Source organism: Xanthomonas sp. fls2-241-TYG-148, from assembly GCF_030208815.1.
Taxonomy (GTDB): Bacteria; Pseudomonadota; Gammaproteobacteria; order Xanthomonadales; family Xanthomonadaceae; genus Xanthomonas; species Xanthomonas campestris.
This window is the reverse complement of the sequence record NZ_JARVTE010000003.1, coordinates 348,742-363,298: the sequence shown is the minus strand read 5'-3', so window position 1 is coordinate 363,298 and position 14,557 is coordinate 348,742. Positions and strand designations below refer to the sequence as shown.

Annotated in this window: 8 protein-coding genes; 7 read left to right on the top strand and 1 reads right to left on the bottom strand. The window is 66.5% G+C overall.

Annotated elements, in window-relative coordinates; genetic code table 11:
- The first annotated feature begins 380 nt into the window (after window positions 1-380).
- The 6 genes from QRM60_RS06795 (at window position 381) to QRM60_RS06770 (ending at window position 10,114) form a co-directional block, all read left to right on the top strand.
- Entirely contained in the window at window positions 381-2,207 is a 1,827-nt protein-coding gene (locus QRM60_RS06795) for a DUF885 family protein (protein ID WP_285445848.1), read from the top strand.
- Window positions 2,204-4,063: a DUF885 family protein gene (locus QRM60_RS06790; protein ID WP_161962716.1), complete on the top strand. Its 1,860-nt coding sequence runs from the start codon at window positions 2,204-2,206 to the stop codon at window positions 4,061-4,063. The genes QRM60_RS06795 and QRM60_RS06790 overlap by 4 nt, the downstream gene beginning before the upstream one ends.
- 64 nt (window positions 4,064-4,127) lie before the next feature.
- Entirely contained in the window at window positions 4,128-5,714 is a 1,587-nt protein-coding gene (locus QRM60_RS06785; RefSeq protein WP_285445847.1) for an APC family permease, read from the top strand.
- Window positions 5,704-8,040, top strand: coding sequence for a S9 family peptidase (locus QRM60_RS06780; RefSeq protein WP_115530605.1), 2,337 nt, complete (start codon window positions 5,704-5,706; stop codon window positions 8,038-8,040). The genes QRM60_RS06785 and QRM60_RS06780 overlap by 11 nt, the downstream gene beginning before the upstream one ends.
- Entirely contained in the window at window positions 8,040-9,671 is a 1,632-nt protein-coding gene (locus QRM60_RS06775; protein WP_115556276.1) for a DUF5597 domain-containing protein, read from the top strand. Before QRM60_RS06780 ends, QRM60_RS06775 begins: the two co-directional genes overlap by 1 nt.
- A gap of 146 nt (window positions 9,672-9,817) precedes the next feature.
- A complete protein-coding gene (locus QRM60_RS06770) occupies window positions 9,818-10,114 on the top strand; it encodes a hypothetical protein (protein WP_115530603.1) in 297 nt (98 codons plus the stop codon).
- 54 nt (window positions 10,115-10,168) lie between these two features.
- Here the strand turns inward: QRM60_RS06770 and QRM60_RS06765 are convergent, their stop codons facing one another.
- A complete protein-coding gene (locus QRM60_RS06765) occupies window positions 10,169-11,263 on the bottom strand; it encodes a DUF5694 domain-containing protein (protein ID WP_115557410.1) in 1,095 nt (364 codons plus the stop codon).
- 697 nt (window positions 11,264-11,960) lie between these two features.
- Here QRM60_RS06765 and QRM60_RS06760 point away from each other — a divergent pair.
- Window positions 11,961-14,315: a Tat pathway signal protein gene (locus tag QRM60_RS06760; RefSeq protein ID WP_115556275.1), complete on the top strand. Its 2,355-nt coding sequence runs from the start codon at window positions 11,961-11,963 to the stop codon at window positions 14,313-14,315.
- The last annotated feature ends 242 nt before the right edge of the window (window positions 14,316-14,557 follow it).

Below are 14,557 nucleotides of genomic sequence, written 5' to 3'. Positions count from 1 at the left end.
CTGCGCTGTTTACCTTGCACCGCTGCAGTGATCGGGCGGGCGCCACGTGCAAAGACGACCTGGATGTCGTAGGAGCGCGCTTGCGCGCGATGGGGCGTTACCGGGACAGCTTCATCGCGCGCAAGCGCGCTCCTACGGTGCCGGTGGGTCGCGTTTCCTGGAGTGGATGCATGAATGTTTTGCGCCCTGTTGTTGTCAGCCTGCTTGCCGCTGCGTTGTCTACTTTGCGTAGCTGCACTGATCTGGCGGCCGCCAAGCGCAAAAATGACCTGGATGTCGTAGGAGCGCGCTTGCGCGCGATGGGGCGTTCCCCGGACAGCTTCATCGCGCGCAAGCGCGCTCCTACGGTGCCGGTGGGTCGCGTTTCTTGGAGTGAATGCATGAACGTGTTGCGCCCTGTCGTTGTCAGCCTGCTTGCCGCTGCGCTGTTCACTGCCTGCAAACCGGCAACGCCCGGTGCAAGCACCGCCGCCGCCGCAGCGCCTGCACCCACCAACGAGCAGGCGGCCAAAGCCTTCGATGCGTTGCTCGATCAGCAATGGCAATACCAGCTGCAGCACAGCCCGGAATTTGCCAGCATCATCGGCGACAAGCGCTACAACGATCGCTGGAGCGACTATTCGCTGGAGGCCGCGCAGGCCGAGCGCATTGCCACCGCCGCATTGCTGCGCAAGTTCGAGGCGGTCGACGCCAAGGCGCTGGACGAGCAACGCAAACTCAGCCTGCAGATGATGCTTGGCCAGCTGCGCGACCGGCTGGAAGGGCTCGACCTCAAAACCTATGAAATGCCGCTGGAGCCGGTCGGCGGTATCCAGCTGGCGCTGGCCGGGTACGGCGATGCGTTTGCGTTCGAGAACGCCAAGGACTACCAGGACTACATCACCCGGCTGAAGGCGGTCCCCACGGTGATCGACCAGGTCATCGCGGTGTCGCGCCAGGGGGCGAAGGACGGATTGGTGCAGCCGCGCTACCTGCTCGAGCGGCTGCCGGAGCAGATCGACAAGATCGCAGCGATGCAGGGCGCGCAGAGCCCGTTTGCCTCGCCATTGAAGAAGCTCGACGGCGCGGTGCCGGCCGACCAGCGCGCTGCGTTACGCACACAACTGATTGCAGCAATCGACCAGCAGGCAAGGCCCGCCTACACCCGCCTGGCAGCATTCGTACGTGACGAATACGCCGCCCAAGGGCGTGCGCAGGAAGGCATCTGGTCGCTGCCCGATGGCGAGCGCCGCTACCGCTACGCCATCCACACCCAGACCACCACCGACATGGCGCCGGAGGAAATCCATCAGATCGGCTTGAAGGAGGTGGCGCGCATCGAAGGCGAGATGGCCGTCATCGCCAAGGCGCAGGGCTACCGGGACCTGGCCAGCTTCCGCAAGGCGGTGGACGCCGACAAACGCCACTTCGCCAAATCCGGCGAGCAGATCCTGCAGCAATACCGGCAGTACATCGCCGCGATGCAGCCGGAGTTGCCCAAGTTGTTCGGCAAGCTGCCCACGGTTGCGCTGGAGGTGCAGGCGATGCCGGCGTTCCGGCGGACCGCACCGGGCGCCGAGTATTGGCAGAGCAATCCGGAAGGCAGCAAGCCGGCCATCGTGAAGGTCAACACCAGCGACTACGCCAGCCGCACGCTGATCAATATCGAAACCACCGCCTACCATGAGGGCGTGCCGGGCCATCACCTGCAAATTTCGCTTGCGCAGACGTTGCCGCTACCGCCGTTCCGCCAGCAGGCCGGCTACAACGCCTACATCGAAGGCTGGGCGCTGTATGCCGAGCGGTTGGGCAAGGACATCGGCTTCTTCAAGGACCCGTACAACGACTATGGCCGGCTCTCCGGCGAGTTGCTGCGCGCCAATCGCCTGGTGCTCGATACCGGCGTGCACTACAAGCGCTGGAACCGCCAGCAGATGGTGGATTTCTTCCACGCGCATCCGTCCGACGACGAGCCGAGCATCCAGTCGGAAACCGACCGCTACATCGTCTGGCCGGGCCAGGCGCTGGGGTACAAACTGGGTCAGTTGCAGATCCTGGCCTTGCGTGCCGAAGCCGAAAAAGAACTGGGCACGCATTTCGACATCCGTGGTTTCCATGATGCGGTGCTGGGTGGTGGCGCAATGCCGCTGGCGATGCTGCAACAGCGCGTGCGTGCGTGGATCGTGCAATCGAAAGCGGCCATTGCCACGCGGGATGCACGCGGATGAGCGCGCTGACCGTGTTGCGCGCCAGCGTCCTGAGCAGCGTGATCGCAGCCAGCCTGTGCAGCGTGGTTGCGCCCGTGCAGGCGTCGGCGCCGGCGTCGGCTGTGCAGACGTCCGCTGCGCAGCGCTTCAAGGCGTTGTACACGCGCGAATGGCGCTGGCGGCAGGCGCAGCTGGCGGGTGCGGTGGACGAAGACAACCAGGCCACCCAGAGTGGGCCGGCCGATCACCTGCCCAAGGTCGACGTGGCCACGCAGCAGATGCGCACCGCGTACTGGCAACAGGTGCTCAGGGAGCTGGATGCGATTCCGATGGCGCAGCTCTCGGCCGAGGATCAGGTGAACGCGCAGGTGTATCGCCAGCAGCTCAACGTGCTGCTGGACCAGCAGCACTTCCGCGCCTGGGAGATGCCGTTCAACAGCGATTCGGCGTTTTGGAGCGACCTGGGCTTCAGTGCCGAGGCCACCTTGCGCACGCGCCAGGACTACCAGCGCTATCTGAAGATGCTTGCGGATATTCCGCGCTACTTCGGTGAGCAGACCGATAACATGCGCGCCGGCCTGGCGCGTGGTTTCAGCCAGCCCAGGGTCACCTTGACCGGGCGCGATCAGTCCATTGCCGATGTGGTGCAGGCCAAGGGCGAGGCCAACCCGTTCTACGCACCGTTCAAGCAGATGCCGGCGACCCTGCCGGCCGCCGAGCAGGCGCAGTTGCGGCAACAGGCGCTGCAGGTCATCGCCCAACACGTGGTGCCGGCGTACGCCAGGCTGCTCAGCTTCATACGCGAGGAGTACCAGCCACGCGCCCGCGACACTCTGGCCGGCGAAGCGCTGCCCGACGGCGCGGCCTATTACCGCGCGCAGATCCGCGAGTTCACCACGCTGGATCTGAGCCCGGAGCAGATCCATCAGATTGGCCTGCAGGAAGTGGCCAAGCTGCGCACGCAGATGGACCAGACCATCGTGGCCAGCGGCTTCAAGCCGCCAGCCGGGCAGGCGGTGTTTCCTGCGTTTTTGCAGTTCTTGCGCACCGATCCGCAGTTCTATGCCAAGACGCCGGAGGAGCTGCTCAAGCAGGCGGCCTGGATCGCCAAGCGCGTCGACGCCAAGGTGGGCGACTATATTGGCCGCCTGCCGCGGCAACGCTTCGCCATCGAGCCGGTGCCGCCGGAGTTGGCACCGTTTTACACCGGTGGCCGCGGTGGGCCGGGTATCTATCTGGTCAACACCTACAACCTGCCATCGCGCCCGCTGTACAACCTCACCGCGCTGACCTTGCACGAATCCTCGCCCGGCCACGCGTTGCAGATGCCGCTGGCCGCCGAAGCGCAGGATCTGCCGGAGTTCCGCCGCTACAGCTACATCTCCGCCTATGGCGAGGGCTGGGCGCTGTACTCGGAATATCTGGGCCAGGAAATGGGGATGTACGAGACGCCGTACGACCGCTTCGGCTATCTCACCTACCAGATGTGGCGTGCCTGCCGGCTGGTGATCGACACCGGCATCCACCACCAGGGCTGGACGCGTGCGCAGGCGATCGCGTATCTGCGCGACAACACCGCGCTCAGCGAGCACGAAGTGACCACCGAGGTGGATCGCTACATCGCCTGGCCGGGCCAGGCGCTGTCGTATTACCTGGGCGAGTTGAAGATTCTGGAGCTGCGCCGCAAGGCAGAGGCGGCACTGGGCGAGAAGTTCGACCTGCGCCACTTCCATGATGCGGTGCTGCAGACCGGCTCGGTGCCGTTGCCGGTGCTGGAAGCGCGGATCGACCGCTTCATCGCCGATGGCGGTGCTTCGCCGTATCCGGATCCGCGCGCCGGCGTCGATGCCGATGCCAAGGTGTCGGCCAGCGACTGAGCTGCTTTGCCTCATGCCGGCGCACGCCGCGCGGTTCCACTGCTTTCCTCTCTGGGGGTGATGTATGACCACACACGGTGCGAGCGCACAGGGCAAGTTCCACAAGCGGCTCAGCCTGACCGACCTGACTTTCATCGGGCTGGGCTCGATCTTCGGCTCGGGCTGGCTGTTTTCCGCCAGCCACGTGTCCTCGATCGCCGGGCCGGCCGGCATCGTGTCGTGGATTCTTGGCGGCATCGCGGTCTTGCTGCTGGGGTTGGTGTATTGCGAACTCGGCGCCGCCTTGCCACGTGCCGGCGGCGTGGTGCGCTACCCCGAGTACTCGCATGGGCCCTTGCTGGGGTCGTTGACCGGCTTCATCACGTTGATTGCGTTTTCCAGCCTGATCGCAATCGAAGTGGAAGCGGCGCGGCAGTACGCGGCGGCCTGGTTCCCGGCGCTCAGCCAGGCCGGCAGCACGCATCCCAGCCTGCTGGGCTGGCTGGTGCAACTGGCGTTGTTGCTGCTGTTCTTCGCGCTCAACTACTTCAGCGTCAAGACCTTTGCGCTGGCCAACAACATCGTCAGCATCTTCAAGTTTCTGGTGCCGATCCTGGTGATCGTGCTGCTGATGAAGCACTTCAATGCCGACAACCTGAGCGTGCACGGCTTCGCACCTTCGGGCATGGCCGGGGTGGAAGCGGCGATCTCCGCCGGCGGCATCATCTTTGCGTACCTGGGGCTCACCCCGATCGTCTCGGTGGCCAGCGAGGTGCGCAACCCGCAACGCAATATTCCGATTGCCTTGATCCTGTCGGTGGCGCTGTCCACGGTGATCTACGTGCTGTTGCAACTTGCCTTTCTGGGCAGCATTCCGGCCGCGCAGCTGGCGCAGGGCTGGAGTGGCATCGACAAGGCGTTTTCGCTGCCGTACCACGACATCGCGCTGGCGCTGGGCATGGCGTGGCTGGCCGCGCTGGTGATCTGCGATGCGATGGTGTCGCCCAGCGGCACCGGCAATATCTACATGAATGCCACGCCGCGCGTGGTGTACGGCTGGGCGCGCAGCGGCGGGTTTCTGCCGGTGTTGACGCGGGTGGACCCGGCCTCGGGCATCCCGCGCCCGGCATTGTGGCTGAGCCTGGGGTTGTCGATCTTCTGGACCTTGCCATTCCCGTCCTGGGAAACGTTGATTGGCGTGGTGTCGGCCGCGTTGGTGCTGAGCTATGCGGTGGCGCCGGTCACGGTGGCCGCGCTGCGGCGCAGTGCGCCCGGCCTGGCGCGGCCGTTCCGCGTGCGCGGATTTGCGGTGCTGGGGCCGCTGTCGTTCGTGGTGGCCGCTCTGATCGTGTATTGGTCCACCTGGCCCACGCTGTCCTGGCTGCTGGGCCTGCAGGTGGTCGCGTTCGCGGCGTACGTGCTGTATCGCCTGCCATCGCGCGCGGGCAGGGCCCGGCTGTTGCGCCAGGTCCGCGCGTCGCTGTGGCTGATTGTGTTTTTCGTGCTGGTGATGGCGGTGTCGTGGGCGGGCACCTTCGGTGGTCATGGCTGGATCGCGCATCCGTTCGACACGCTGAGCGTGGCGGTGATCGCCTTCGGCATCTATCACTGGGGCGCGCGTAGCGGCCTGCGCAGCGACGAACTGGCGCTGGAGGAGGACGATGGTGAGTGACGGATGCAAGCGCACCTGCATGCGGCAGTGGCTGCGCGGCGTGGTTGCCTGCGTGGCGCTGCTTGCTGCTGCGGCGCAGGCTGCGCCGAGCGTGGCCGACTACCAGCGGTCGCTGGGCCTGCGTGCGCAGTGGATGACCCTGACCGAAAACGTGAGCTGGCCGGCGCAATGGCACGACGCTGACACGTTTTATTACCGCAAGACCGTGCCGGGTGGCTTCGCGTTCATGCGCGAAGACCTGGCCACGCTGCAGAAAACGCCCGCCTTCGATCATGCGCAGCTGGCGCGTGGGTTGTCTGCTGCCGGCGGCAACAACGTCACCGCAACGACGCTGCCATTCGAGCGTCTTGCGTATGCCCAGGAGGCCGGGCGTGCCGATGGCGCAGTAGAATTCGAAATCGGTGATACCAGCTGGCGCTGCACGCTGACCCGCTACCAATGCGCGCCGGTGGTTGCCGCCGCGCAGCCGCACCCACGCGGGTTTGGCGTGGTGCGCGATCCGGCTGTGGCGGCCGACGCCACGCCGCGGCGCTCGCCCGATGGTGCGTGGGAGGTGGTGGCCGACGGCTGGAATCTGCAGCTGCGGCGCGTGGCCGACGGCCAGCGCACGCGGTTGAGCAGCGACGGACGCGCCGAGGATTTCTATGATCTTGAAAGCGTGGCCTGGTCGCCGGATTCGCAGCACCTCGCGGTGTACCGCGTACGCCCGGGGTATGCGCGGCGGGTGACACGCGTGGAAGCGGCGCCGCCTGGTGGCGGGCAGCCGGTGGTGCACACGCAGCTGTACCCGAAGCCAGGCGATGCGGTGGACGTGGAGCGGCCGGTGCTGTTTGCACTGGATGGCAGCCGACGTGAGGTGGACACGGCGTTGTTTGGCAACCCGTATGCGCTGTCGCCGTTGCAGTGGCGCAGCGATAGCCGCAGCGTGAGCTTCGAGTACGTGCAACGCGGGTTTCAACGCATGCGCGTGATTGCGGTGGACGCGCAGACCGGCCGGGCACACGTGGCCGTGGGCGAGGACGCACGCACGTTTGTGTATGCCGACCGCAGCTTTCGCCACGATGTCGAAGGGCGCGGCGATGAGATCCTGTGGATCTCCGAACGCGACGGCTGGCGCCATCTGTATCTGTTCGACGGCCGCAGCGGCAAGGTCAAACGCCAGCTCACCCGCGGTGCGTGGATCGTGCGCGATGTGCTGCGCGTGGACGATGCACAACGCCGCATCTGGTTCACCGCCAGTGGCGTGGATGCTGGCAAGGACCCGTACTACCGCCAGCTCTACAGCGTGGATTTCGATGGCCGTCAGCTCACCCGGCTGACCCACAGCGACGCCGACCACGACGTAGCGATTGCCCCGGATGGGCAGCATTACGTGGATACCTATTCGCGCCCGGATCTGCCACCGGTGATGGAGCTGCATGCCATCGATGGCCGCCTGCTGCAGCAGGTGGAGCAGGGCAGCATCGATAAACTGCAGGCCGCCGGCTGGCGTGCGCCGGAGACCTTCGTGGCCAAGGGCCGCGATGGCCGCACCGACATCTGGGGCATGGTGGTGCGCCCGCGCGATTACGACCCGCGCAAGCGCTACCCGGTGATCGAGAACATCTACGCCGGGCCGCACGACGCCTTCGTGCCGAAGACGTTCTGGCCGTTCGGCTACCACTCCGGTGGCGACAAGCAGATCGGCATGCAGGCGCAGGCGGACCTGGGCTTCATCGTGGTGATGATCGACGGCATGGGCACCGCCAACCGCTCCAAGGCCTTCCACGATGTGGCGTGGAAGAACCTGGGCGATTCCGGCTTTGCCGATCGCATTGCCTGGCACCGTGCGCTGGCCGCCAAGGACCCCTCGTACGACATCAGCCGGGTCGGCATCTATGGTGCCTCCGCGGGCGGGCAGAGCACCCTGGGCGCGCTCGAACGCCACCCGGAGTTTTACAAGGTAGGCGTGGCGTTTGCGGGCTGCTACGACAACCGCATGGACAAGATCAGCTGGAACGAGCAGTGGATGGGTTGGCCGGTGGATGCCAGTTATGCCGCCGCATCGGGCGTGGTCAATGCAGCAGCGCTGCAGGGCGATGTGTTGCTGATCGTGGGCGAGCAGGACAGCAACGTGGACCCGGCCTCCACCGCGCAGGTGGTGGATGCGCTGATCAAGGCCGGCAAGGATTTCGACCTACTCAACGTGCCGGGTGGCGAGCATTCGGTGGGCCGCTCCAGCGGGCCGATCGACTACGTGCAGCGCCGCCAGTACGACTTTTTCGTTCGCCATCTGCGCGGCGACGCCACGCCGCGCTGGAATGCCACTGCCCAGGAGGCCCGTTGATGCGCCTGTTCCTTTCCCGTGGCGCCGTGCGCCGCAGCGTTGCGCAGGTGTTGCTCTGCACGCTGGCATTGCTGGGCGGCCCCGCTGTTGCCAGTGCTGAAGAACTTCCACGTTTCGTCACCCAGAACGGCCGCCACGCCTTGCTGGTCGACGGCGCGCCGTACACCATCCTGGCCGCGCAGCTGCACAACTCCAGCGCCTGGCCGGCGATGCTGCCGCAGGCGCTGGACCAGGTGGTCGCGCTGCATGCCAACACGGTGGAAGCGCCGGTGTACTGGGAGCAGTTCGAGCCGGTGCCAGGGCGGTTCGATACCACCAACGTGGATGCGTTGATCGCCGGGGCACGCAAGCGAGGGCTGCGCGTGGCGCTGCTGTGGTTCGGCAGCTGGAAGAACGGCCAGATGCATTACGTGCCGGAGTGGATCAAGCGCGACGACGCGACTTACCCACGCATGCGCGACGCCAATGGCGAGCCTGTAGACGTGCTGTCGCCGCACGTGGCGGCCAATGTGCAGGCCGACGCGCGTGCATTCACCGCGCTGATGCAGCACCTGCGCAAGGTCGATGGCGATCGCCACACCGTGATCTTGGTGCAGGTGGAAAACGAGCCCGGCGCGATCGGCACGGTGCGCGATCACGGCCCGGCCGGCGAAGCGGCATTCGCGCAACCGGTGCCGGCCGCCATCGCCGCGGCGCTGGGCAAGCCTGCCGGCAGTTGGCAGCAACTATTTGGTGCCGAGGCAGCGGAAGCCTTCAATGCGCATGCCACCGCCGCGTATATCGAACAGGTGGCCGCGGCCGGCAAGCGGGTATATCCGTTGCCGCTATATGTGAACACCTGGCTGCGCTACAAGGGCAAGCGCTACCCCGGCATGGATTACCCCTCCGGCGGTGCCACGGTGAATGTATTTGCGCTGTGGCGCGCGGCCACGCCGTCGATCGACTTCATCGGCACCGACATCTACACCAGCGACTACGGCGAATACACCAAGGTCATCGGCCAGTACGCGCGCCCCGACAATCCGGCCTGGGTGTCGGAGACCGGCTTCGAAGCGGCGACCGCGCCGTACCTGTTCCATGTGCTGGGGCAGGGCGGGATTGGGTTCTCGGTGTTCGGTATCGACAGCAACCCGGACAGCGAGGCGAACCGCGCGGCCATTGCCGCGCACGCGGCCAACTTCCGCCAGCTGGCGCCGCTGCAACGCCTGATTGCCCAAGCCAATCTCGATGGCCGCCTGCAAGCGGTGGCCGAGCAGCCGGGGGCGCCGCAGCGCACGCTGCGTTTCGGTGACTGGGATGCCAAGGTGTCGTTTGGCGCGCCGTTATGGGGCGATGCGCCGGCCATCCTGCCGGGCAACGACGATCATGCCGGCCGGCTGCTGGTGGCGCAGCTGGGGCCGGAGGAGTTCCTGGTCACCGGTACCGCGGCGCGCATTGAATTTTTCCGCAGCGCGGCCGATACCCGTCATGGGCAGTTGTTGCAGGTGGAGCAGGGCCGGTATGTCGACGGGCGCTGGCAGATGGAGCGCCAGCTCAACGGCGACCAGACCGACTACGGGCTCAATTTCGGCCGCACCGATGCGGCTGGCCAACCGCCGCCGGTATTGCGGGTGCGGTTGGGCAGCTACTGAACGCGTAGCGGCTGCGGATTGGCCACCGGTGATCGGCAGGCCGTGATGTGCTGGACGGGTGGCGCGTGACTGGCAGATCGCATCGCCCGGCTGGTGGTTGCAACAAGCGTTTGCCGTTTTTTCCTTGTTCTCAGTCCGGAGCCACCATGAGCATCAGCACCATCGCCAGTTCCGGAATGCAGGTGGCCGCCATGCGCCAGCAAGTGGCCGCCAGCAATGTGGCGCGTCAGCCGGTGGAGGGCAGCCCGCGCCAGGCCGTGGCGGCGAGCACGCAGGCCGGCGGCGGCGTGACTGCCAGCGTGGTGGATGCGGCGGCGGATCCGTCCGCCTTGGCCACCGATCTGGTGGCCGGCCTGTCCGCCCGCAACGATTTTCAAGCCAACGCCAATGTGCTGCGGCGCTCCGACGAAGCGCTGGGCAGCCTGTTGGACGTGCTGGCCTGAAGCAGGGCGGTTCGCGGGCGTGAGCGCAGTGAACGTGCGACACGCCGCAGCGGCTCAACGGGAAGGTGCGCCAAGCACCTGTTGTGCATCGACGATATCGATGCCTTGCAGTTGTCCCAGCAGGCTGTCGAACCACGGTTTATGCATCGCGCCAACGATCACCAGCACGCGTGCGCCGGGCCGATCGCCGAAGCTGGTGCGGATGTTGGAGACCATGCGCAGGTTGCGCGCTTCCCAACCGGCCACATACCGCTGCCCGTAATGCTCCGGTGAGCTGTCGCGGAGCGCCGCGCGGAAATCGACATCCGCCGCGAGCTGCGCGTTGCCGGGCGCATTGATCGCGCGATACAGCTCCAGCAGGCGGCCCTGCGATGCCAGCGCATCTTCCTGGTCGCGCATCGGCTTGGCGCGTGGTGCGGCCTGTTCCCACTGGGCCTGGATCACCTTGCCGTACGCGGCCGGGTCGCCAAGATCGATGTTGTCGCCGGTGTGGTCGTCCACCGGATACACCCGCTGCAGGCCGAGTTGCGCCGCCAGGCGTGCGGCAATCTGCTGGCTCTCGTTGGGGCGGTCCTGATACGCGCGCAACCAGGTCACCAGCGCCTGGTCCAGGCCATCGCCTGCGCGCTGTTCGGCGGCCGGCAGTTGCATCCATTGCACGCTGGCCGATGCAGGGTCGCCTGCAGCCAGGAACACCGCGGCCAGGTGGCGGCGCTGCGCGGGTGTGGATGTGCGCGCCATGGTCTTCAACAGCGTGCGCATCTGAGCGATTGCCGAGGGCACGTCCAGCCCGGTGGCGGCCTGCGCGGCGGCTGTGTCTGGGCAATACGCGGCCACGTCCTCGGCCAGATACACCACTGGATGCCGCCGCATCAGGTCGCAGGTTTCGCCAGACAGCCCTTCAATGGTGACGATGTCCGGCTTGAACGCGGCAAGGCGCTCCAGCAGCGGTTGCAGACGCGCGGTGCTGACATCGCTCCCCTTCGGCAGCTGCGACAGATGCACGCTCCCCAACACCAGAACCGGCGTGCGCGGGCCGGCCATCTCCGCATCCAGCGTGGACAGGTCAACGTGGGTGGCCTGCGCCTGTGCGAGGCCAGGCAATACGAGCGCGAACGACAGTACCCATCTAACCTTGTGCAGATGCATCTTCATTCCTCTAGGTGGTGCGCGGATGCGGAACCGGTGAACGTGCCGGCCTGCAGATGGACGCGGCGCCGCGCGTGGCTGCGTTGTTTTTCGGTCTGGGGGTGATCGCAGTGCGCTGTAGAGCCGCTGGCGCACGACGAGTGTCGTTGCCGCGTACGCTTGGAAACAATAGGCGATAAGTCACTGCGCCTGATGGCGGTGCGTGCGCGGGGTTCGCAGGCGGCCCGATGCCGTTGAGTGCCTGTGCTGCGTCGTTGCTGATGCAGCTGCCTGATGTGCGTTGCGCTGTCTCGCTTGCGATTAGCGATGTGGGTTTCCAGCGCGGTCGTCATCACCGTGAGTCCGGGACGCATGTCCGCATGCAACGCAATCAGGCGGCAGACGCTGGCATCTGCAACGTGCAAGGGCCTACGTGTCTGGCACCGCCCGCACCGTGCATCCACCCACGTCGTCTTGTTGGTGGCATCCAGGCCGCTAATGATCCCGTCCGCGGTGACGCCAGCATCCATCAAAGACTGCCTATGCTCAAAACCACACTGCTTCGCTACGGACCATGCCCCCACATGCCTGAGCTCCACGTGCCTGCAGCCTCCCGCGCGCCTGTGCAGATTTCCGCACGCCTGCCAGGCAGCGACCACAAGACGTGGCGCCAGTGCGCGCGCACGATGCAACGTCGAGACTCGAATGGGGCGCAACGATGGACCGTCGAACGTTTTTGCGGCAGGGGATTGCCGCCACCGCCGTGGTAGGCGTGGCGGGTGCCGGGGCGGTACCGGCTGCGGTGGCCGGCGACGCCACGCCTGTGCCGCTGCATCCGCGCCTGGAAGCGCTGCCTTCGGCGGCGCATGTCGGTGCCACGCTTTGCCGGTTTCGCCACCTGGATCAGGACTGGACCGTCTACGAGCACCTCGACGACCCGCAAGGCCAGCTGACGCTCTGGACCGACAGCGGCATGCTGCGCCTGGACAAGCGCACCGAGCCTGCCTATCCCGCCGCGGGTAAGCCGTATTTCGGCCTGCCGCTGGCCGAGGTGGCGATGGCCGAAGCGGATCTGCTTGCCGACCGCCTGCTGCGCGATGGCGACCCGGACGAGGCGCAGGTGCGCGACGTGGCGCCACCGCCGGCCTCGCTGCTCGATCCCAAGGACAATGGGGGGCGCTGGCCGTGGACCACGTTTGTCGGCACGCGCGAAGCGCTCGACACCATGCCCATCCTGCCCAACGGCCGCAGCCGCACCTCGCGCCCGGAACATGCCTTTGCCGCGTTGGGCGACGAGGCGCTGATCAAGCGGCGCGAGGAGGGCATGCTCGGCGGCTGGATGCCGGCGGTGCGCAAGGTCATGCGCCACGATGGCCAGGCCGATGCGTGGTACGACGTGCTGGTGTTTGCCGATGTGCGCGCCACCGATCGCTTCGTGGTGCAGACCTGGCACCGCACCATGCAGGTGAAAGGTGGGCAGATCGTGGCGGTGCACTACACCCACAGCTACCCCGCGTTCGGCCCGGTGCGTGGCGAGGCCAGTGCCGAGCAGTTCTATGCGGCGCTGCTCGATTTTGCCGCGTACTGGCAGCACGCACTTAGCGGCACGGTGCAGGCGCAGCTGCCCGATGCCAGCTGGAACGACATGGCGCAGTTTGCGTTTGCGCGCGAACTGGTGGTGCGCCCCGGCGGCGACTACCCCAAGTACGGCGCGGTGGAGCGCGACTACTACGGCAACGAATACGACGGCTTTCAGGACACCTTTACCAGTTCCTTCTACGCCAACCTGGAGTGGGGGCGCTTCGACCAGGCCGCCGCGGTGCTGGACAACTATTTCGAGAGGTTCGTGCAGGACGACGGCCTGCCGAACATGCGTGGGCCGGAGGTCGGGCAATTCGGGCTGACGTTGTCGCTGCTGGCGCGCTATCTGCAGTACACCGGTGATGCCACGCGCCTGCGCCGGCATCTGCCCAGGATCACCGCCACCGCGCAGGTGTTATGCACCTTGCACGACCAGGCGCTGGCGTTGCCGCGTAACGCCCATGGCCACGGCCTGCTGCATGGCTGGAACGAATCCGATGCCTGCCTGTTCCCCGATCCGTCGCTGTGGTGGAAGCCGTACTACGCCAACAGCGCACTGACCATTCGCGGCTGGGAAGACATCGCACAGGTCTGGCGCACGCTCGGCGGTGAGCCATCCGTCGCGCAGGACTGGCAGCGCCGCGCCCGGCAACTGCGCGCGCGTCTCGAAGCCAGCCTGCGCGCCAACGTGCGGCGCGATCTCTCACCGCCGTACGTGGGGCCACTGCCAGGCACCACGCTGACGTTCCGGCAATCGCTGCTGCAGGAAAAGCCCAGCGAACAGCAATGGCCGCACCGTGCCTATGCCGAACTATTGCAGGCCGATGTGCTGCCGGAGGCATTGGCCAACCTGGTGATCGATTGCCTGCGTGGCCACGGCGGCACCAGCCTGGGTGTGGTGGCCAACATCGCGCCGCCCGAGCCCGGCAGCCGCGATCTGCTTGGCTTTATTTCCTACGGCTATGCGCAACAACTGCTGCGGTTGGACCGCATCGAAGAGTACCTGCTGTTCCTGTACGCGCATCGTTACCAGGTGCACACGCGCGGCAGCTGGACGGCGGGCGAGGTCAGTGGCATCACCGGCGGCATGCCGCTGTTCTGCATTCCCGCGCAGATGACCATTCCGCTGCTGCTGCGCTGGATGCTGGTCAGCGATGACAGCGCCGGCGAGCAGCTATTCCTGGCACGTGCAGTGCCGCGTGCTTGGCTCGGCACCGGCAAGACGGTGGGCATCACCGCTGCGCCCACGCGCTGGGGCACGGTCACGCTGACGCTGCAGGCACTGCCGGAGCAGCGCCGCATCGATGCGCAGGTGGTGCTACCCGCGCGCAGCCCGCAGCAGACCTGGCTCAGCATGCGCCCACCGCACGGCACGCGCCTGCAACGGGCAGAGGTGGACGGAAAGCCGGCACGCCTGCACGGGCCGCACGGTGACCGTGTGGCACTGCCTGGTACCGGTGGCACGGTGAGCGTGCAGGGGTGGTACGCGTAAGCCAGTAGCTGCGAGATCGCTGACAGCGCGCCAAGCCCGTGCTGCCGTGGGGCCTGGGCTGCGGCACTGCAGCGGCACGCCTGGCCGCCAGGACGCGTATCTCCTGTAAGCGAGCGTCGTCGCGCACTAGCTGGTCTATGCCACACAAACGTGGATGACGTCGGTCGATGTATCCGCGTCGCAACGTTGTGTCGATCAAGCGCGCTGTGCACGATTGTCGCGATGCGTTGCGAGTAGCGGGC